A 20327-nucleotide genomic window follows, 5' to 3' on the forward strand; every position below is an offset into this window, starting at 1 on the left:
CGGGACACGAAGAACGGCGTCAGCCCGGCGATCACCGAGTTGAACGGCGTCTGCCGGCTCATCAGATAGTTCTCGTGCGTGCCGTACGACGCGCCCTTGCCGTCGACGTTGTTCTTGTACAGCTGCAGCCTGGCCGCGCCCGGGACGCTGGCGACGTAGCGGGCCGCGGCCTCCATGACGCGTTCGCCGGCCTTGTCCCAGATGACCGCGTCCATCGGGTCGGTGACCTCGGGAGCGGAGTACTCCGGGTGGGCGTGGTCGACGTACAGGCGGGCGCCGTTGGTGAGGATGACGTTGGCCAGGCCGAGGTCCTCGTCGGTCAGCTGGCTGGGGTCGGCGACCTCGCGAGCCATGTCGAAGCCGCGCGCGTCCCGCAGCGGCGACTCCTCCTCGAAGTCCCACCGCGCCCGGCGCACGTGCAGCTCGGCGCTCGCGTAGGCGTTGACCAGCCGGGTGCTCGCCACCATCGGGTTCGCATGCGGCTGGCCCACCACCGAGATCCCGAACTCGGTCTCGGTGCCCATGATGCGACGCACGGTCATGCAGTGAACCCTAGTGGGGACGGGTTTGCGCGCACGTCACCCTCCGTCTCGACAGGCTCGACGACCGCCTGATCAAGGCCGCAGAGCGGCCGTGATCACAGGTACTGACCCGTGTTCGACACCGTGTCGATGGAGCGGCCGGGCTCGGTGCCCTGCTTGCCGGTGACGAGCGTGCGGATGAACACGATCCGCTCGCCCTTCTTGCCGGAGATGCGGGCCCAGTCGTCGGGGTTGGTCGTGTTGGGCAGGTCCTCGTTCTCCTTGAACTCGTCCACGCACGCCTGCAGCAGGTGGCTGACCCGCAGACCCTTCTGCTGGTGGTCCAGCCAGTCCTTGATCGCCATCTTCTTCGCGCGGTCGACGATGTTCTGCAGCATCGCGCCGGAGTTGAAGTCCTTGAAGTAGAGGACCTCCTTGTCGCCGTTGGCGTAGGTGACCTCGAGGAAGCGGTTCTCGTCGGTCTCGGCGTACATCCGCTCGACGGTGGCCCGGATCATGCCCTCGACGCAGGCCTGCCGGTCGTCGCCGAACTCGGCGAGGTCCTCGGCGTGCAGCGGCAGGTCGGGGGTGAGGTACTTGCTGAAGATGTCGCGGGCGGCCTCGGCGTCGGGGCGCTCGATCTTGATCTTCACGTCCAGGCGACCGGGACGCAGGATGGCGGGGTCGATCATGTCCTCGCGGTTGGAGGCGCCGATGACCAGCACGTTCTCGAGCAGCTCCACGCCGTCGATCTCGCTCAGCAGCTGCGGGACGATGGTGTTCTCCACGTCGGAGGAGACACCGGTGCCGCGGGTGCGGAACAGCGAGTCCATCTCGTCGAAGAACACGATGACCGGCGTGCCGGCCGAGGCCTTCTCGCGGGCCCGCTGGAAGACGAGCCGGATGTGGCGCTCGGTCTCGCCGACGTACTTGTTGAGCAGCTCGGGGCCCTTGATGTTGAGGAAGTAGGCCCTGCTCTCAGGACCCAGCCCCTCCTGGCCCGTCTTGGCCGCCACCTTCTTGGCGAGGCTGTTGGCGACCGCCTTGGCGATCAGCGTCTTGCCGCAGCCCGGAGGGCCGTAGAGCAGCACGCCCTTGGGCGGCTTGAGCTGGTGCTCCTTGAAGAGCTCGGGGTAGAGGTAGGGCAGCTCGACGGCGTCCTGGATCGCCTCGATCTGGCCACCGAGGCCACCGATCGACTCGTAGGCGATGTCCGGGACCTCCTCGAGGACGAGCTCCTCGACCTCGGACTTCGGGACCTTCTCGTAGACGTAGCCCGCGCGGGAGTCGAGCAGCAGGGAGTCACCGGCGCGGATCGTCTCCTCGCGCAGCGGCTGGGCCAGCCGGACGACCTTCTCCTCGTCGGCGTTGGCGATGACCAGGGCCCGCTCGCCGTCGGCGAGCAGCTCCTTGAACATCACGACCTCTCCGACCTGCTCGAACTCCATGGCCGCGACCACGTTGAGGGCCTCGTTGAGCATGACCTCCTGGCCACGGCGCAGGGTGTCGAGGTCGACCTCGGGACTCACGTTGACCCGCAGCTTGCGGCCTCCGGTGAACACGTCGACCGAGTCGTCGTCGTTGCGTTGCAGGAAGGTGCCGAAGCCGGCCGGGGGCTGGGCGAGCCGGTCGACCTCCTCCTTGAGCTTGGTGATCTGGTCGCGCGCCTCGCGCAGGGTCTGGGCGAGCCGCTCGTTCTGGCTGGTGACGGCCGCCAGCGAGCGCTGGGCGTCGGCGAGCCGGAGCTCGACGGTGCGGTGGGAGCCGGGCGCGTCGCTCAGGCGGCGCCGCAGGTCGGTGACCTCGGCCTCCAGGAAGCGCACCTGGTTCATCAGCTCCTCGGCGCTGCGCCCAGCGTCCTCGGGGGAACCTTCACGTGACCTGCCATCGGATGTCGACATCAGAGCACCTCCTCGTTGCGACCCTACTCACTCCGACCACGCACGGTAGGGGTGAGCGGACGATGTCGGTCACGATTCGGTCACCGGCGCGTCGCTGCCGGTCGAAGGCCGGGTCAGTGGCCCGTCGGCCCTGCGGACCCCTCCGGTCTACTGATCGGCAGCGTCGGCCGGATCCTGCGGTGCGCCGGCCGGACGGGGGCCCGTGTAGTCGGGGCCGTAGGCGCCCGGTGCGGGTCGGCGGGTCTTGCGCGGGGGCTTCTCCCCCGGCGCCATCCGGCGCGCGGTGACGAGGAACGCGGTGTGGCCGATCATCTTGTGGTCCGGGCGCACGGCGAGCCCCTCCACGTGCCAGTCGCGCACCAGGGACTCCCAGGCGTGCGGCTCGGTGAAACCGCCGTGCACCCGCACGGTCTCGACGAAACGCGAGAGCTGCGTGGTGGTCGCGACGTAGGCGCAGACGATCCCGCCGGGCACGAGGGCGTCGGCCGCCGCGTCCAGGCACTCCCAGGGCGCGAGCATGTCGAGGATGATCCGGTCGCAGCGCTCGCCGGAGGCGGGCAGTGCCTCCGCGAGGTCGCCCAGGGTCAGGGTCCACGCCGGGTGGGTCGTGCCCTCGGGCGCGGAGAAGAACTGGTCGACGTTCTTGCGCGCGACCTCGGCGAACTCCTCGCGCCGCTCGTACGACGACACCCGGCCGTGCGGGCCGACGGCGCGCAGCAGCGAGCAGGTCAGCGCACCGGAGCCCACGCCGGCCTCGACGACCCGCGCGCCGGGGAAGATGTCGGCCATCGCGACGATCTGGGCGGCGTCCTTGGGGTAGATCACCGCGGCGCCGCGCGGCATCGAGACCACGAACTCCGAGAGCAGCGGGCGGAAGACGAGGTAGTCCCCGCCGCCGGAGGTGGTGACGGTGAAGCCCTCCTCGCGTCCGATCAGCTCGTCGTGGTCGAGGTGGCCGCGGTTGGAGAAGAACTTCTTGCCGGCCTCGAGCGCGAAGTTGTGCTTGCGTCCCTTGCCGTCGAGCAGCCGGACCCACTCGCCCGCGCGCAGCGGACCACGGTGGACGCCGGACCAGGCCTCCTGGGGTACGTCGGGCAGGGGCTCGTTCTCAGGCACGGCGGAACCCTAGACCGGCGGCGCCACGGGCGGCGAGTCGGCGCTCGCGCGGTGCTGGCCCACCGGACCGGGCGGCCGGCCCAGCGCGTCGCGCGGAACGCTCAGCGGGTGGCGCGGAACCCTCAGCGCGTAGCGCGGAACGCGCGGTCGACGTCCTCGGTGGTGAGCACGCCGTAGACCGACCCGTCCGGCTCGACGAGGAGGTACTCCGCGGCCGGGGTGCGGGTCAGGGCCCGCACGAGGTCCTCGCCGCGGATGTCGACCGGCAGCCGCAGCCCGTGCTCGAGGGTGCGGGCGACGCTGGAGGTCGGCACCCACGGGCGACGGTCCTCCGGGGTCGCCAGCAGTGCGGCCTCGCTGACCAGCCCGGCCGGCGACCCGTCGTGCTGGGTGGTGACGATCCCGCCCGCCTGGGCGTCCTGGGCCCGGCGTACGGCCTCGGCGAGGGGGAGGTCGCCGGGGACGGCGAGGGTGCGGCGGGCGAGGTCGCGCGCCACGAGCTGCGGGAGGCGACTGCGCAGCCGCGCCGAGGCCATCGCCGCGGTGGCGCCGGCCCACAGGAACGCGGCGATGACGAGGGCGAGGAGGAAGTCGATGACGTCCGGCCGCGTGCCGAGCACCGACTCCTGGAGCAGCGGCCAGCAGAGCACGGCCACCGCCGCCAGACGTCCGCCCCACCCGGCGACGACGGTGCCGCGCACGACGCTGCCGGTGACACCCCAGACGCCGGCCTTGAGCACGCGGCCGCCGTCCAGCGGCAGGCCGGGCACGAGGTTGAGGACGCCGACGAGCAGGTTGGCGCCGGCCAGGCCCTCCACCGCCAGCTGGAGCAGCCCGTCGGGGGTGACCGGGAGGAGTGCGAGCGCGGCCAGCCCGACCGCGATCGAGGTCAGCGGACCCACGACGGCGATCACGAACTCCTCGCGCGGGCGCTTGGCCTCACCCTCGATGGAGGTCATGCCGCCCAGGAAGTGCAGCGTGATCGAGGTGACGGGGTAGCCCAGGCGCTTGGCCGCGACCGCGTGCGAGGCCTCGTGCAGCAGCACCGAGCCGTAGAGCAGCACGGCGAAGGCCAGACCCGCGACGTAGCGCAGCGCACCCAGGCCGGGCTCGACCTGCTCGACCAGCGGAGCCATGATCACCGCGATCAGCGCGGCCACGACGAACCACGAGCCGCTCACGAGCACGTCGCTGCCGGCGACGGTGCCGACCTTGAAGGTGCCGGGCGGGCGCGGGGCCGCGGGCGGTCTCTCGTCCACGCGGCGAGGCTATCCGAGGCCTGGTCCCGGCCGCCGTCCCAGGTGTGGTGACCGTTGGCTGTCGGCACGGTCGCCTACCGTTCGGGGCATGAGCACGGCCCCCTCGCTGGAGACCCCCGTCCCGGGCACCCTCGCCGCGGGCGCCAGCCCCGCGGAGCGGCACTCGACCCCGGTCGACGGCGTCGAGGTCGTGGGTGCGCTCTCCCCCAGCCGGGCCGGGGACTTCATGACCTGCCCCCTGCTCTACCGCTTCCGCACCATCGACAAGCTCCCCGAGCCGTTGTCGCCCGACGCCGTGCGCGGCACCGTCGTGCACAAGGTGCTGGAGGACCTCTTCGACCTGCCTGCCGTCGAGCGCACCGCCGTGCGCGCCGAGCAGATGCTGGAGCCGGCGTGGCGCCGGCTGGTGGAGGCCGAGCCCGGGCTGGGCGCGCTGCTGGAGGAGGAGTCCGGCGTCGACGCCGAGCGCTGGTGGGCCTCGTGCCGCACGGTGCTGGAGCGCTACTTCACCCTCGAGGACCCCACCCGGCTCGAGCCGGCCGAGCGCGAGCTCTACGTCGAGTGGCTGTTGGAGAGCCGACTGCTCCTGCGCGGCTTCGTCGACCGGGTGGACGTCGCGCCCGACGGCGCGATCCGGGTCGTGGACTACAAGACCGGGCGCGCACCCGGACCGCAGTTCGAGGCCAAGGCACTGTTCCAGATGAAGTTCTACGGGCTGGTGCTCTGGCGCACGCGGGGCGTGGTGCCGGCGATGTTGCAGCTGGTCTACCTCGGCAGTGGCGAGGTGCTGCGCTACGTCCCCGACGAGCACGACCTGCTGGCGACCGAGCGCAAGGTGCAGGCAGTCTGGGAGGCGATCAACCGGGCGACCGTCGAGCAGGACTGGCGGCCCAGCCGGGGTCCGCTGTGCTCGTGGTGCGCCCACCAGGCGCTCTGCCCGGCGTGGGGCGGCACTCCCCCGCCGCTGCCGGAGCCCTCCGCGACCTGAGGCTCCGGTCAGAGACCGTTGCGCTGCGCCCAGAGCGCTGCCTGCGTCCGGTCGGAGACACCGATCCGCGAGAAGGCGCTGGTCAGGTGCGCCTTGACGGTCCGCTCGCTGATCTCCAGCCGCTTGGCGATCTGCTTGTTGGCCAGCCCGTCGCGCACCAGGGTCAGCACCTCGACCTCGCGGGCGGTGAGCTGCGGGCGCCCACCGGCCGAGCGCGCACCCAGCAGGGCGCGGGCGGCCTTCGGGTGGATCGGGGACTCCCCGCGCGAGACCGCGCGGATGCCGGTCAGCACGTCGTCGGGGTCGGCGTCCTTGAGCAGGTAGCCCACCGCGCCGGCGTCCAGCGCGTCGAGGATCCGCTCGTTGTCGGAGTACGACGTCAGCACCAGCACGTCGACGCCCAGCCCGGCCGCGACGATCTCGCGGGTCGCGCTCACGCCGTCGACGCCGGGCATCTGCAGGTCCATCAGCACCACGTCGGGCTTGAGCGCCCTCGCCTGCTCAACGGCGGTCGCTCCGTCGGCTGCCTGCCCCACGACCTCGATGTCGTCGGCGGTGGCGATCAGCTGGGCCAGACCGGCCCGGATCACCGCGTGGTCGTCGACGAGGACGACCCGGGTCGTGCCCGAGTGCTCGCTCATCGTCGTACCGCCATCCGCACCGACGTACCTTCACCCACCGCGGACGTGACGTCCAACTCACCACCGACGTCGCGCACCAGGCTGCGGAGCCCGCGCAGCCCGAACCGGTCGGGCTCGCTGGGTGCTGTGGTGTCGAAGCCGACCCCGTCGTCGACCACCTCGAGCAGCAGCTGCTCCTCGTCACCGCGGACGGTGACGGCCAGGGTGGAGGCGCCGGAGTGCCGGGTGGCGTTGCGGACCGCCTCCTGGGCGACCCGCCACACCAGGGCGACCTCGGGATCCGAGGCGTTCTCGACCCCTGAGACGCTCACCGAGGCGTGGATGCCGGCGGCGGCCGCCGGGGCGATCAGGTCCTCGAGCGCGGTCTCGAGCCCGCGGCCGTGCAGCTCGGGCGGGTGGATCTCCGCCAGCAGCGAGCGCATCTGCTTGAGGCTGTCACGCAGCGAGGCACCCACCGAGTCCAGGACCTGCGCGGTCGCCGGGGTCGTGCTCGGGTCCCGCGCAGCCCCCGACAGCGCGAAGCCCGACCCGGCGAGGTCCTGGACAACGCCGTCGTGCAGGTCGCGCGCGATCCGTCGTCGCTCGGCGTCGGAGGCGTCGATCGCCGTCTGGAGCAGGCGCTCACGCTCGCGGCTGCCGCGGCGGACCTGGGCGTTGAGCACGCCCAGCATCAGGGTGGAGACGGCAACCAGGAGCAATAGTGGCAGCAGTGTGATGGTTTGGAGAGACGACAACAGCGCTTGCTGGCGTGCCTCCACACCCTCGAGTCGCCAATACGCAACAAAGAGAGCTGGCTCGGTCGTCGGGAGTCCACGCGTGTCTCGGATATCACGCTGATTGAGAGGGTAGGAGGCATCGACGTACGTGGAGATCTTGACCAGGCCCGCCTCGTCGCCCGGTCGGTCCTCGCTGCGGCGCGAGTCCGGGTCGGCGAAGGACGAGACGGTTCCGGCACCCGAGCGCAGCACCTCTTGCTCTGCAGTGGTCAAGGGATAGATCTCCTGACGACCGGCAACGCCTGGATCCGTGCTGTCGAAGGCCAGGAAGCCGTCCGATCGCAGGATGTCGAAGGACTCGATCGCCTCGCCCTTGAAGGTCCGCACAGAGAAGTTCTGCGTGAATCGGTCGATTGCACTGGTCTTCCCCCGCAGAACGGCTGTCGGGATGCGGTCGTCGAAGACTGTCTGTGCGAGCACCGTCGTGTTGGACTCGGCTTGGTCGAGGATGACCTCACGTGCGGTCCGATCGGCCAAGGCGCTGGTAGATACGAAGATGATCACCACCACCGCGACGCTGACAGCGAGAAACAATGTCAACGGGCTGCGCAGCAGGCGGCTCATCATCAGTCGACCGGGCGTCACCGGATCAGTGTGAGTTATCAGTAGTTCACAGCGAGAGAGCAGACCTCGCCGGTCGCGTTGTTCTGTGCGCGGAAGACGATCTCGTCGAGGCCTGAGAAGTCGGCCATCTCCTTAACGATCCGAAAGGAACGGTCTGCGTCCTTCGCCTTGACGGTCCCCTTGTAGGAAACGTCGCCGTTGTGCTTGAGCTTCCAGTCCCAGGTGTCGTCGTCCTCGCTGAAGACCGAAGCGGAAACCTGGATCACCCCGCTTCCGGCGTCCTCGGCCCTCAGTTTCACGTCACTGGTCTTTCTGCAGGGCTCCTTCGCGACCTCAAAGTCATCCTTGGCTACGGCGCTAGGTCCGACAAGGACCATTGAGGTGGCCACCAGGAGTCCGGCCAGGATGCGCGGCGCACGGCTGTGGACCACTCGGGTGGTGCTGCGGTGGTCCATGGTGCCCTTCTGGAGGTCCTGCTGCCGGTCGGTCGGTCGATGCCCCCAGGGTCTCACGGAAGTCGCCGCGCACCCAAGGAAACAGCCGTGCCCGGCCTCGCCATCACCTCCGGTGACCGGAGGCCGCTTGTGGTGACGAGGTCGGGCCTGGCCAGGGCGCCCGGTCCGCCGCTGTGGACCGGGTGGTCCGCCCTGTGTGGTCCCATCCTGCGTCAAGGTAAAGGGCGAGTGCCAGTACCCGGTGGTCGTAGCACCGGTGACTACGTCCCGGGGTCCCCGGCGTAGTCATTCCCGCCGCCGCGACGGGCCGTCAGGACGCGGCGACGCCGCGGCGTACGTCAGCGAGGACCGCCGCCAGGTCGGCGGGACCGAGCCCGGCGAGGGTGTCGCGGAATACCCGGCGCGGCCCGTCGGGCACCGGGACGTGGTTCTCCACGACCAGCACGGCGCAGCCGGCGGCCTCGGCCGAGGTGGCACCGGTGCCGGAGTCCTCGATGGCCACACAGTCGGCGGGGTCCAGGCCGAGTGCCGCCGCCGCTGTCAGGTAGGGGTCGGGGTGCGGCTTGCCGCGGGAGACCTTCTCCCCCGTCACGACGACCGGGAAGGTGCCGGCCGGCAGCTGGCGCAGGATCGGGGTGACGAACCGCTCGTAGGACATCGTCACCAGCGCGCACGGGACCTCGGCCTCGCCGAGCGCCGCGAGCAGCTCGACCGCGCCGGGTCGCCACGGGACCGCCTCCTCGACCCGGGCGACGACGCCGTCGAGCAGCTCCTCGACGACCTCGGCCGGTGACTGAGACAGCCCCATGGCCCCCTTGATCACCCGGCCGGACTCCAGCAGGTCGTTGCCGACGAGCTGCAGTGCCTGCTCGTGGGTCCACGTGGCGCCGTACTTCTGCGCCATCGCCATCTCGGTGGCGATCCAGTAGGGCTCGGTGTCGACGAGGGTCCCGTCCATGTCCCACAGGACGGCCGCCGGCACGCCGTTGCCCTTCTGCTGGAGCGCCGGCTCAGTCATCGGGGTCGTAGCCGAGGTTGGGCGAGAGCCACTTCTCGGCCTCGGCGAGCGTCCAGCCCTTGCGCTCGGCGTACGCCGCCACCTGGTCGCGCCCGAGCCGGCCGACGACGAAGTACTGGCTCTCGGGGTGGCTGTAGTAGACCCCCGAGACCGACGCGCCGGGCCACATCGCCATCGACTCGGTGAGTCGGATGCCCGTGCTCGACTCGACGTCCATGAGGTCCCACAGGGTGAGCTTCTCGGTGTGGTCGGGGCAGGCGGGGTAGCCCGGCGCGGGCCGGATGCCGGCGTACTTCTCGGCGATGAGGTCCTCGTTGGAGAGCGTCTCCGCGGCGTCGTGGCCCCAGAACTCGGTGCGCACCCGCTGGTGCAGCCGCTCGGCGAAGGCCTCGGCGAGCCGGTCCGCGAGCGCCTCGACGAGGATCGCGTTGTAGTCGTCGAGGTCGTCACGGAAGGCCTTGACCCGCTCGGGGAGCCCGATGCCGGCGGTCACCGCGAAGCCGCCGACGTGGTCGGCCAGGCCGGTGGAGACCGGCGCGACGTAGTCGGCCAGCGAGCGGTTGGGGATGCCGCCGCGGTGCTGGCCCTGCTGGCGCAGCTGGTGGAGGACCGCGCGCCTGTCGGTGCGGGAGTCGTCGGCCCACACGACGACGTCGTCGCCGTCAGCGTTGGCGGGCCAGAGCCCGTAGACCCCGTTCGCGCGCACCCACTTCTCGGCGATCATCGTGTCGAGCATCTGCTGGGCGTCGTCGTAGAGCCTGCGCGCGGCCTCGCCGTGGCTCGGGCTGTTGAGGATGTCGGGGAACTTGCCCTTCATCTCCCAGGCGTTGAAGAACGGCTGCCAGTCGATGTACTCCCGCAGCTCGGCCAGGTCGTAGTCCTCGAGCAGGTGCACCCCGGGCGTCTTGGGTGCCGGAGGGACGTAGCCGGTCCAGTCGACGGGCGTGGCGTTGGCGACCGCGTCGGCGTAGGAGAGCTGCGGGCGGTCGCTCTTGGCCGCGTGCCGGGCCCTCAGCGCGTCGTAGTCCTCCTGGACGGTCGCCAGGAGCGCCTTGCGGCGCTCGGGGTTCAGCAGCGCGGAGACCGTCGGCACCGAACGTGAGGCGTCCTTGACCCAGACGACGGGACCGTCGTACTTGCGGTCGACCTTGACCGCGGTGTGGGCGCGCGAGGTGGTGGCCCCGCCGATCAGCAGCGGGATGTCCATGCCGAGCCGCTGCATCTCGGTGGCGAAGGCGACCATCTCGTCCAGCGAGGGCGTGATGAGGCCGGAGAGGCCGATGACGTCGGCGCCGACCTCCTGGGCGGCGTCGAGGATCTTCTGGGCCGGCACCATGACGCCGAGGTCGACGACCTCGTAGTTGTTGCAGGCCAGCACGACCCCGACGATGTTCTTGCCGATGTCGTGGACGTCGCCCTTGACCGTGGCCAGCACGACCGTGCCGTTGGTGTCCTTCTGCGAGGCGAGGGCGGGGTTGGTCCGCTTCTCCTCCTCGATGTAGGGGATGAGGTAGGCGACGGCCTTCTTCATGACCCGTGCCGACTTCACGACCTGCGGGAGGAACATCTTCCCGGAGCCGAAGAGGTCGCCGACGACGTCCATCCCGTCCATGAGCGGGCCCTCGATGACTTCGATCGGGCGGCCGCCGCGGGCGTCGATCTCCCGGCGCAGCTCCTCGGTGTCGACCTCGACGAAGGCGTCGATGCCCTTGACCAGGGCGTGGGTGACCCGCTCGGCCACGGGCAGCTCGCGCCAGGCCTCGGTGACGGCCTCGGCCTGCTCGCCCGCCTGGTTGTGCGCCTCCGCGATCTCCAGCAGCCGCTCGGCCGCGTCGGGGCGCCGGTTGAGGACGACGTCCTCGATCCGCTCCCGGAGCTCGGGCGCGACCTCGTCGTAGACCACCAGGGCGCCGGCGTTCACGATGCCCATGTCCAGGCCTGCGCGGATCGCGTGGAACAGGAAGACGGCGTGGATCGCCTCGCGCACGGGGTTGTTGCCGCGGAAGGAGAAGGAGACGTTCGAGATGCCGCCGGAGACCTTGGCACCCGGCAGGTTCTGCTTGATCCAGCGGGTCGCCTCGATGAAGTCCAGGCCGTAGGACGCGTGCTCCTCGATGCCCGTGGCGACCGCGAACACGTTGGGGTCGAAGACGATGTCCTCGGGCGGGAAGTCCGCCTCGTCCACGAGCAGCCGGTAGGCGCGCTCGCAGATCGCCTTGCGGCGCTCGAGGTTGTCGGCCTGGCCGTCCTCGTCGAAGGCCATGACGACCGCGGCTGCGCCGTACTTGCGGCACAGGCGCGCCTGGGCGAGGAACGCCTCCTCGCCCTCCTTCATCGAGATCGAGTTGACGATCGGCTTGCCCTGGACGGTCTTGAGACCGGCCTCGATGACCTCCCACTTGGAGGAGTCGACCATCAGCGGGACCCGGGAGATGTCGGGCTCGGAGGCGACCAGGCGCAGGAAGCGGTCCATGGCCGCGACGCCGTCGATCATGCCCTCGTCCATGTTGACGTCGATGACCTGCGCGCCGTTCTCCACCTGCTGCGCGGCCACCGACAGGGCGGTGTCGTAGTCACCGGCCTTGATCAGGTTGCGGAAGCGCGCGGACCCGGTGATGTTGGTGCGCTCGCCGACGTTGACGAAGAGGCTGTCGGCGTCGATGGTGAACGGCTCGAGGCCGGACAGGCGCATCGCGGGCGTGACGGTCGGGACCTCGCGGGGAGCCAGGCCCTCCACGGTGCGGGCGATCGCCGCGACGTGCTCGGGCGTGGTGCCGCAGCAGCCACCGACCAGGTTGACCAGGCCGGACTCGGCGAACTCGCGGATGATGCCCGCGGTCTGCTCGGCGACCTCGTCGTACTCGCCGAAGGCGTTGGGCAGTCCGGCGTTGGGGTAGGCCGAGACGAATGTGTCGGCGATCCGGGAGAGCTCGGCGACGTAGGGCCGCATCTCGCGGGCCCCCAGCGCGCAGTTGAGGCCGATCGCCAGCGGTCGGGCGTGGCGCACGGAGTTCCAGAAGGCCTCGGTGGTCTGGCCCGACAGGGTCCGGCCGGAGGCGTCGGTGATCGTGCCGGAGATCACGACCGGCCAGCGGCGCCCGGCCTGCTCGAAGAAGGTCTCCAGGGCGAAGATCGCGGCCTTGGCGTTGAGGGTGTCGAAGATGGTCTCGACGAAGAGCAGGTCCGCTCCCCCGTCGACCAGGCCCCGGATCGCGTCGGTGTACGCCGGCACGAGGTCGTCCCAGGTGACGTTGCGCGCCGCGGGGTCGTTGACGTCGGGGCTGATCGAGGCGGTGCGGGTCGTGGGACCGAGCGCGCCGGCGACGTACCGCGGCTTCTCCGGCGTGGCGACCCCGTCGGCCACCCGACGCGCCAGCCGGGCGGACTCGAGGTTGAGCTCGTAGGCGAGCTCCTCGAGGCCGTAGTCGGCCAGCGAGATCGCGTTGGCGTTGAAGGTGTTGGTCTCGATGACGTCGGCGCCGGCGAGGAGGTACTCGCGGTGGATGCCCTCGATGATCGCCGGCTGGGTGATCGTCAGCAGGTCGTTGTTGCCCTGGAGGTCCTCGCCGGTCCAGTCCTTGAACCGCTCGCCGCGGTAGCCGGCCTCGTCCGGACGGTCGCGCTGGATCGCGGTGCCCATGGCGCCGTCGATCACCAGGATCCGCTCCGCCAGCACACGGCGCAGCTCGTCGGTGACATCAGGGCGCCAGTCGGTGCTCACGCGGGTCCTCTCGCGGTCGGGATCTCCAGCGTAGGAAGGGTGTCCGGAGGCTGGACGGCCTTCCCAGATCGTGACACCGCGAGCAAGCACGCCGAAATCGCCGCGGTCATCGCACCAGCCCGGCCTAGGGTGGACGGGTGATCGAGATCGACGACGCCCCGGAGCTGGTGGACCCCATCGTCATCGCGGCCTTCGAGGGCTGGAACGACGCCGCGGACGCCGCTTCCTCCGTGGTGGACCACCTCATGCGCGTCTGGGACGCCCGGGTCGTCGGTGCCGTGGATCCCGAGGACTTCTACGACTTCCAGGTCAACCGACCGGTCGTGGGCACCGACCACCACGGCCACCGGAGGCTGACCTGGCCGACCACGCAGATCGCCGTGGCCTCCCCGCCCGACCTGGGGCGCGACGTGATCCTGATCCGCGGCATCGAGCCCAACATGCGCTGGCGGCAGTTCTGCGCCGAGCTGCTCGCCGCCACCGACGAGCTCGGCGGCGAGATGGTCGTCACGCTCGGGGCGCTGCTCGCCGACACCCCCCACACCCGCCCCATCCCGGTCACCGGCACTGCCACCGAGCCCGAGCTGGTCGACCGGCTCAAGCTCGAGCAGTCCACCTACGAAGGACCCACCGGCATCGTCGGGGTCTTCCAGGACGCCTGCGTCCGCGTGGACATGCCGGCCGTGTCCTACTGGGCCGCGGTCCCCCACTACGTCGCCCAGCCCCCCTGCCCCAAGGCCACGCTGGCGCTCGTCGGGCAGCTCGAGGACCTGCTGGAGACCTCCATCCCGCTCGGTGACCTCCCCGAGGAGGCACGGGCGTGGGAGCGCGGCGTGGACGAGCTGGCCGAGGAGGACGAGGACGTCGCCGACTACGTCCGCTCCCTGGAGCAGACCCGTGACACCGCCGACCTGCCGGAGGCCTCCGGCGAGGCGATCGCGCGGGAGTTCGAGCGCTACCTCAAGCGACGCGAGGACGACGACTGACGGGCCGCGTGGCTCGCTGACGCTCCACGCACCTCGACCAGCGGAGGGGTCAGAGCGAGAGGCCCAGGGCGGCGTCGAGCAGCAGGTGGACCCGGACTGCGGCGTGCGGGTCGGAGGTGTCGGCCAGGCCGCCGGTGCCCAGCGTCGCGTCGGCCCAGGCGTCCACGAGCGCGACCGCGCGGGGTGCGTCGAGGTCGTCGGCCAGGGCGGCCAGCACCCCGGTGACCACCGGCTCGGAGGGCGCGCCCGCACCCAGTGCCAGCGCCCGGCGCCAGCGGGCCAGGCGGTCGACCTCGTCGAAGAGCTCGGCGTCGGTCCACTCCCAGTCGCTGCGGTAGTGGTGCTGCAGCAGGGTCAGCCGGATCGCCATCGGGTCGACGTCGGAGTTGCGCAGGGCCGAGACGAAGACCAGGTTGCCGCGCGACTTCGACATCTTCTCGCCGTCGTAGGCGACCATCCCGGCGTGCGCGTAGGCGCGGGCGAAGGGGGTGCCGCCGGTGGCGACGTGGGCGTGCCCCGCGCACATCTCGTGGTGGGGGAAGACCAGGTCCGAGCCGCCACCCTGCACGTCGAGGGTGCCGCCGAGGTGCTCCCACGCGATGGCGGTGCACTCCACGTGCCAGCCGGGGCGACCCGGGCCGAAGGGGCTCTCCCACGAGGGCTCCCCCGGTCGCTCGCCCCGCCAGACGACGCAGTCGAGCGGATCCTTCTTGCCGGGTCGGTCGGGGTCCCCGCCGCGCTCGGGGAAGATCTCGAGCATGGCCGCGCGGTCGAGACCGGACTCGGCGCCGAAGGCCGGGTCCGCGGTGACGGAGAAGTAGAGGTCGTCGTCGACGCGGTAGACCGCGCCGGCCGCCTCCATCCGCTGGATCAGGTCGATGACCAGCGGGATCGACTCGACTGCGCCGACGTAGTGCTGCGGCGGCAGGACGCGCAGTGCGGTCATGTCCTGGCGGAACAGCTCGGTCTCGCGCTCGGCCAGCTCGACCCAGTCCACCTTGACCTTGGTGGCGCGCTCCAGCAGCGGGTCGTCGACGTCGGTGACGTTCTGCACGTAGGTGACAGGGTGGCCGGCGTTGATCCAGGCGCGGTGGAGCAGGTCGAAGCCGACGTACGTCGCCGCGTGGCCCATGTGCGTGGCGTCGTAGGGCGTGATGCCGCAGACGTAGAGCCGGGCCGAGGAGGCACCCTCCTGCGGCTCGAGCACCATCCGGCCCCCGGTGGCGGTGTCGTGGACGGACACCGGCGGGGCCGTGACCCCGAGGTCCGGGACGGCAGGAGCAGACCAGGCGCGCATGGGGCGAGCCTAGACGGGGACCCTCCCCGGAGGATCAGAAGGGCGGCCAGGGGATCGCCGGCCCGCCACCACCGGGGAACGGCAGCGCCCCGGCGGACAGCAGCCGGTCGCAGCGGCGGCGCACGCAGTCGATCTCGAGGTCGGTGAGCAGCGGGGCGAGCGCGTCGCCGAGAGCCCCGGCGAGGGCCTCGCGGACCCGGGAGACCGCGGCGGTCTCGACGTCGGTCAGCCGCTCCCCGGCCCAGCCCCACAGCACGGTGCGCAGCTTGTGCTCGTGGTGGAAGGCGATCCCGTGGTCGATGCCGAAGCGGTGGCCGTCGGGCATCTCCAGGACGTGACCGCCCTTGCGGTCGGCGTTGTTGAGGACCACGTCCAGCACCGCGACCCGCCGCAGGGCGTCGGTGTCCTCGTGGACCAGCGAGATGGGGCGGTCGTGGGCGTCGTACCCGTCGAAGACGTGGAGGTAGCCCTCGGGCAGCTCGTCCTCGGGGACCAGCGTCACGGCCGCCTGGGACTCGTCGGGCTCCTGCCACTCCTGGAACATCCCCGGGCCGTGCGGGCCCTCACCGAGCCAGGTGAGGGGCACCGGGCAGCGGAAGGCGTCGCCGGCGAAGACCTCGGCGACCAGGTGGGCGGCCACCTCGCGGTCGGCGAGCACGGCGCCCGGGAAGTCCCACAGGGGGCGCTCCCCCGCCGCGGGCTTGTAGACCACGCGCACGTCGCCGTCGGGGGTGCGCACCGCGCCCACGAAGGTCGCGTTGGAGGCGGGCATGACCCGCCCGTGCAGGACCAGCTCGCCCTCGAGCACGGGGCCCTGCCTCAGACGGGGTCGCGGCGGCGGAAGCCGTTGGCCCGGACGCACAGGTGGCCCTCCGGGTCGATCGGCTCGCCGCAGAACGGGCAGGTGGGTCGGCCGGCGCCCAGCACGCTCTCGCTGCGCTGGACGAAGGCCCGGGCGACCCCGGCCGGTACCCGGACCAGCAGCACCTCCTCGGGCTCGGGCTCCTCGAAGTCGTGGTCCTGCCCGAGCTGGTCGGGGCTCACCACGGCGGCCTCCGTGAACGGGAAGACCTCGATGACCACGCGCTCGTCGCCGGGGTCCCAGGACAGGGTCATGGTGCCGGCGCGGAACTCCTCCTCGATCGGCTGCTCGAGGGGGTCGTTGTCCTGCAGGGCCAGCGGTGCGACCGCAGGGATGACGGCCTCGGTGCCGCTGGCCATGACCTCGTCGAGCAGCTCGTCGATCCGCTCGGCCAGCGCGGCGACCTGCTGCTTCTCCAGCGCCACGCTCACGAGGCGGTTGCCGGTGCGGGCCTGCAGGAAGAAGGTGCGGGAGCCGGGCGGGCCGACGGTGCCCGCGACGAAGCGCTCGGGCGGGTCGAATCCGTGGACCAGGGGCATGGCGGCAACCTTAGGGGCGGGCCCCAGCAGGGGCCTCCCCCGGACCGGCGCCCCCGCCGACCGCGGCGTCGGCCGAAGCGCTGGCCTTGCGGGAGCGTCCCTTCTTCGCCGGGGGCCTGAGCCAGGACAGGTCGCCCTCGTGGGTGTTGCTCGCCAGGACGTAGGGCCGGTGCTCGGTGTAGCGCACGATCGACAGCGAGGCGGGGTCGACGGAGATGCGCTGGAAGAGGTCCAGGTGCATGCCGAGCGCGTCGGCCAGCACCGACTTGATGATGTCGCCGTGGCTGACCGCGACCCAGACCGCGTGCGGGCCGTGCTCGGCCTCCACGAGGGCGTCGTGGCGGCGTACGGCCTCGACGGCGCGGGCCTGCATCGTGGCCATCGACTCCCCGCCGGGGAACGCCGCGGCCGACGGGTGGGCCTGGACGGTGCGCCACAGCGGCTCCTTGGCCAGCTCCTTGAGCGTGCGGCCCTGCCAGTCGCCGTAGTCGCACTCGGTGATCCCGCGCTCGGTCACGACCGCCGGCTCGCCCTGCTGGGCGGCCAGCACGAGCCTGGAGGTCTGCTTGCAGCGCTCCAGCGGGCTGGTGACCAGCTTGACGACGGGCACGCCCGCGAGCCGGGCTCCGGCCCGCTCGGCCTGGCCCCTCCCGTGGTCGTCGAGGCGGACCCCGGGGGTGCGACCGGCCAGCACGCCCGAGGCGTTGGCGGTGGTGCGGCCGTGGCGGACGAGCACGACGGTGGCCATGTCCTGGACTCTAGCCAGGGGGTCGCGGCGCTAGCGTGAGGTCCGTGATCGTCGACAGCGCCGTCTACCGCCAGGGCACCCGGGTGGTCGTGGAGGACGGCACCCACGACGCGCACGACTACCCTCACCTGCGCGATGCGGCGGCCCGTGGGGGCGGCTTCGTCTGGGTGGGGCTGCACGAGCCGAGCCAGGAGGAGCTGGGCGCGGTGGCCGACGCGTTCTCGCTGCACCCGCTCGCGGTCGAGGACGCGGTCAAGGCCCATCAGCGGCCCAAGCTCGAGCGCTACGGCGACAGCCTGTTCCTGGTGCTCAAGACCCTCTGGTACGTCGACGAGGAGGACGCGGTCGAGACCGGGGAGATCAGCATCTTCATGGGCGCGGACTTCGTCGTGACGGTGCGGCACGGCCTGGGCAGCGGCCTCGCCGCCGCGCGCGAGAGCCTCGAAAGCGATGCGCACGTGCTGGAGCACGGGCCTGCGGCGGTCGTCTACGCCGTCTGCGACCGGGTCGTCGACGAGTACGTCGCGGTCGTCGACGAGCTGCAGGTCGACGTGGACGAGGTGGAGGTCTCGGTCTTCTCCGAGGAGCGCACCAACGACGCCGTACGGATCTACACCCTCAAGCGCGAGATCGCGGAGGTGCGTCGGGCCGTGCTGCCGCTCCGCGAGCCGATGTCCCGCTTCGCCGCCGGTCAGGTGCGCGAGGTGGGCGAGGAGGCGGCGCCTTTCTTCCGCGACGTGCTCGACCACCTGGCCCGCACCGCGGACGAGGTCGACAGCCTCGACACGCTGCTCTCCACCGCCTTCGAGGCCCACGTCGCCCAGCTGTCGCTGCAGCAGAACGACGACATGCGCAAGATCTCCGCCGGGGCCGCCCTGGTGGTCGTCCCGACCCTCATCGCCGGGATCTACGGCATGAACTTCACCCACATGCCCGAGCTCGGGTGGACGCTGGGCTACCCGTTCGCCTTGTTGCTCATGGGTGGGGTGTCAGGGCTGCTGTGGTGGTTCTTCCGGCGCTCGGGGTGGTTGTAGGCCGGCGCCCTCAGGCGGCCAGGACGCCGGTGGACAGCAGCACCAGCACCGCGCCGCCGAGGGCGACCCGGTAGACCACGAACGGGGTGTAGGTCCGGGTGGTGACCCAGCGCAGAAGCCAGGCGATGACGGCGTACCCGACGACGAAGGAGACGACGGTGCCGACGATGGTCGGGCCCCAGCCGTAGGCGTTGTCGCCGTCGGGGATCTCGCTGAGCTGGAAGACCCCGGCGCCGACGACCGCGGGGATCGCGAGCAGGAAGGCGAACCGGGTGGCCGCGGCCCGCTCGTAGCCGAGGATGCGGCCCATCGACAGGGTCGCGCCCGAGCGGGAGACGCCGGGCACCAGCGCCATCGCCTGGGCCATGCCCATGAGCACCGCGTCGCGCAGCGTGAGCTTCTTGATCGGCCGGTCGTTGCGGCCGAGGCGGTCGGCGAGCCCCAGGACCACGCCGAAGACGATCAGGGTGGTGCCGACGATCCACAGGCTGCGGAAGTCCTGCTCGATCAGGTCCTTGAGCAGGATGCCCAGCACCACGATGGGCAGCGAGCCGACGATGATGAACCAGCCCATCCGGGCGTCGAGGTGCCCGCGGTACTCCGCCTGGAACAGCGAGCGCACCCACGTCGAGCCGATCCGCCAGATGTCCTCGCGGAAGTAGATGAGCACCGCCAGCTCGGTGCCGATCTGCACGACCGCGGTGAAGGCCGCGCCCGGGTCCCCCCAGCCGAACAGCTCGGGGAAGATCCGGAGGTGGGCGCTGGAGGAGATGGGGAGGAACTCCGTGAGTCCCTGCAGCGTCCCGAGGACGACGGCCTTGAGGAGGTCGAGCACGGGCAGCAAGCCTAGGGGTGGCAGGCCCGTGGACGTGCACGGCGAGCCGAGGCGGGTGCGGGCGGCCGCTGCCGCTAGGTTCTGCTGCCATGCAGCAGCGATCCGTGGGAGCCACCGGGCTCCGGGTCTCCCGGCTGGGCCTGGGCACGATGACCTGGGGTCGCGACACCGACGAGCACGAGGCGCGCGACCAGCTGGTCGCGTTCGTGGAGGCGGGCGGCACCCTGGTCGACTCCGCGGCGGCGTACGCCGAGGGGCGGTCGGAGGCACTGCTGGGCTCGCTCCTGGGCGACGTCGTGCACCGCGACGAGGTCGTCATCGCCACGAAGGCGGCGATCAGCGCCCGCGACGGGCGCACCCACGTCGACGCCTCGCGCGGGTCGCTGCTCCCCACCCTCGACGCGTCCCTGCGCCGGCTCGGCGTCGACCACGTCGACCTGTGGCAGGTCCACACCTGGGACCCCCGCACCCCGCTCGAGGAGACGCTCAGCGCGCTCGACCTCGCGGTGACCAGCGGCCGGGCGTCGTACGTCGGCATCTCCAACTACTCCGGGTGGCAGACCGCGCAGGCGGCGACGTGGCAGGCCGCGTTGCCGGGGCGGGTGCGGCTGGCCTCGACCCAGGTGGAGTACTCATTGGTCAACCGCGGCGTCGAGCACGAGGTGCTGCCCGCCGCCCAGGCGATGGGACTGGGCGTGCTGCCGTGGTCCCCGCTGGGTCGCGGGGTGCTGACGGGGAAGTACCGCACCGGCACGCCTACCGACTCCCGCGCCGCCACCAGCCAGTTCTCCCGTTTCGTGCAGCCCTACCTCGACGACGAGCGGACCGTGGCGGTGGTGGAGGCGGTGTGCCGCGCGGCCGAGGGGCTCGACCTCTCCCCGGTGCAGGTCGCGCTCGCCTGGGTCCGCGACCGTCCTGGGGTCACCTCGCCTATCGTGGGAGCGCGGACCGCGGCCCAGCTGCGGACCGCCCTCAGCGTCGAGGACCTCACCCTGCCGCCCGAGATCGTGGCGGCACTGGACGACGTGAGCGCGGACTGACCCGCCTCACCGGCACGTGACGGGAG

Annotated in this window: 18 protein-coding genes; 4 read left to right on the forward strand and 14 right to left on the reverse strand. The window is 71.5% G+C overall.

All coding sequences use genetic code 11. The annotated features are described in order from the left end of the window. From Q1V71_RS03660 to Q1V71_RS03675, 4 genes are all read right to left on the reverse strand, one after another. A partial coding sequence (locus Q1V71_RS03660) for a proteasome accessory factor PafA2 family protein (RefSeq protein WP_300640842.1) occupies positions 1 to 542 on the reverse strand: 542 nt, incomplete at its 3' end. Positions 543 to 637: 95 nt separating this feature from the next. Continuing rightward, positions 638 to 2422, reverse strand: coding sequence for a proteasome ATPase (gene arc / locus Q1V71_RS03665; RefSeq protein WP_300640844.1), 1785 nt, complete (start codon positions 2420 to 2422; stop codon positions 638 to 640). Between the two features lie 147 nt (positions 2423 to 2569). Next, a complete protein-coding gene (locus Q1V71_RS03670) occupies positions 2570 to 3538 on the reverse strand; it encodes a tRNA (adenine-N1)-methyltransferase (RefSeq protein WP_300640846.1) in 969 nt (322 codons plus the stop codon). Positions 3539 to 3660: 122 nt separating this feature from the next. Then, a complete protein-coding gene (locus Q1V71_RS03675; protein ID WP_300640848.1) occupies positions 3661 to 4797 on the reverse strand; it encodes a site-2 protease family protein in 1137 nt (378 codons plus the stop codon). Positions 4798 to 4885: 88 nt separating this feature from the next. Here Q1V71_RS03675 and Q1V71_RS03680 point away from each other — a divergent pair, with 88 nt between their 5' ends. Continuing rightward, complete coding sequence (locus tag Q1V71_RS03680; RefSeq protein ID WP_300640850.1) at positions 4886 to 5785, forward strand: PD-(D/E)XK nuclease family protein; 900 nt, start codon at positions 4886 to 4888, stop codon at positions 5783 to 5785. 8 nt (positions 5786 to 5793) lie between these two features. Here the strand turns inward: Q1V71_RS03680 and Q1V71_RS03685 are convergent, their stop codons facing one another. The 5 genes from Q1V71_RS03685 to metH all read right to left on the reverse strand — a co-directional run bounded on the left by Q1V71_RS03685 (position 5794) and on the right by metH (position 12960). Further along, positions 5794 to 6426, reverse strand: coding sequence for a response regulator transcription factor (locus Q1V71_RS03685; protein ID WP_300640851.1), 633 nt, complete (start codon positions 6424 to 6426; stop codon positions 5794 to 5796). Further along, the gene (locus tag Q1V71_RS03690; RefSeq protein WP_300640853.1) at positions 6423 to 7787 is read right to left on the reverse strand and encodes a sensor histidine kinase; all 1365 of its coding nucleotides are present in this window, start codon (positions 7785 to 7787) and stop codon (positions 6423 to 6425) included. Before Q1V71_RS03690 ends, Q1V71_RS03685 begins: the two co-directional genes overlap by 4 nt. Before the next feature lie 17 nt (positions 7788 to 7804). Beyond that, complete coding sequence (locus Q1V71_RS03695; RefSeq protein WP_300640855.1) at positions 7805 to 8221, reverse strand: hypothetical protein; 417 nt, start codon at positions 8219 to 8221, stop codon at positions 7805 to 7807. Between the two features lie 310 nt (positions 8222 to 8531). Beyond that, entirely contained in the window at positions 8532 to 9239 is a 708-nt protein-coding gene (locus tag Q1V71_RS03700) for an HAD family phosphatase (protein ID WP_300640856.1), read from the reverse strand. Then, positions 9232 to 12960, reverse strand: coding sequence for a methionine synthase (metH, locus tag Q1V71_RS03705; RefSeq protein WP_300640858.1), 3729 nt, complete (start codon positions 12958 to 12960; stop codon positions 9232 to 9234). Before metH ends, Q1V71_RS03700 begins: the two co-directional genes overlap by 8 nt. A 137-nt stretch (positions 12961 to 13097) precedes the next feature. Between metH and Q1V71_RS03710 the strand changes: the two genes are divergently transcribed. Then, on the forward strand, positions 13098 to 13946 hold the full coding sequence (locus tag Q1V71_RS03710; protein WP_300640860.1) for a PAC2 family protein: 849 nt from the start codon (positions 13098 to 13100) through the stop codon (positions 13944 to 13946). Between the two features lie 49 nt (positions 13947 to 13995). On the opposite strand, the gene mshC is transcribed toward Q1V71_RS03710, so the two are convergent. Genes mshC through Q1V71_RS03730 form a run of 4 tightly spaced genes read right to left on the reverse strand, consistent with a single transcriptional unit; the run spans position 13996 to position 17392 of the window. Next, positions 13996 to 15243, reverse strand: coding sequence for a cysteine--1-D-myo-inosityl 2-amino-2-deoxy-alpha-D-glucopyranoside ligase (gene mshC, locus Q1V71_RS03715; protein ID WP_300640862.1), 1248 nt, complete (start codon positions 15241 to 15243; stop codon positions 13996 to 13998). Positions 15244 to 15277: 34 nt separating this feature from the next. After that, on the reverse strand, positions 15278 to 16051 hold the full coding sequence (locus tag Q1V71_RS03720; protein WP_300640864.1) for an SCO1664 family protein: 774 nt from the start codon (positions 16049 to 16051) through the stop codon (positions 15278 to 15280). Between the two features lie 11 nt (positions 16052 to 16062). Next, complete coding sequence (locus Q1V71_RS03725) at positions 16063 to 16644, reverse strand: DUF3090 domain-containing protein (RefSeq protein ID WP_300640866.1); 582 nt, start codon at positions 16642 to 16644, stop codon at positions 16063 to 16065. 10 nt (positions 16645 to 16654) lie between these two features. Then, on the reverse strand, positions 16655 to 17392 hold the full coding sequence (locus Q1V71_RS03730) for a histidine phosphatase family protein (RefSeq protein WP_300640868.1): 738 nt from the start codon (positions 17390 to 17392) through the stop codon (positions 16655 to 16657). Positions 17393 to 17436: 44 nt separating this feature from the next. On the opposite strand from Q1V71_RS03730, the gene corA reads away from it, so the two are divergent. Beyond that, positions 17437 to 18426: a magnesium/cobalt transporter CorA gene (gene corA, locus Q1V71_RS03735; RefSeq protein WP_300640870.1), complete on the forward strand. Its 990-nt coding sequence runs from the start codon at positions 17437 to 17439 to the stop codon at positions 18424 to 18426. Positions 18427 to 18436: 10 nt separating this feature from the next. On the opposite strand, the gene Q1V71_RS03740 is transcribed toward corA, so the two are convergent. Further along, positions 18437 to 19261: an undecaprenyl-diphosphate phosphatase gene (locus Q1V71_RS03740; RefSeq protein WP_300640872.1), complete on the reverse strand. Its 825-nt coding sequence runs from the start codon at positions 19259 to 19261 to the stop codon at positions 18437 to 18439. 89 nt (positions 19262 to 19350) lie between these two features. Here Q1V71_RS03740 and Q1V71_RS03745 point away from each other — a divergent pair, with 89 nt between their 5' ends. After that, positions 19351 to 20301, forward strand: coding sequence for an aldo/keto reductase (locus Q1V71_RS03745; RefSeq protein ID WP_300640874.1), 951 nt, complete (start codon positions 19351 to 19353; stop codon positions 20299 to 20301). Positions 20302 to 20327: the final 26 nt, after the last annotated feature.

Source organism: Nocardioides sp. (genome assembly GCF_030149505.1).
GTDB lineage: Bacteria > Actinomycetota > Actinomycetes > Propionibacteriales > Nocardioidaceae > Nocardioides.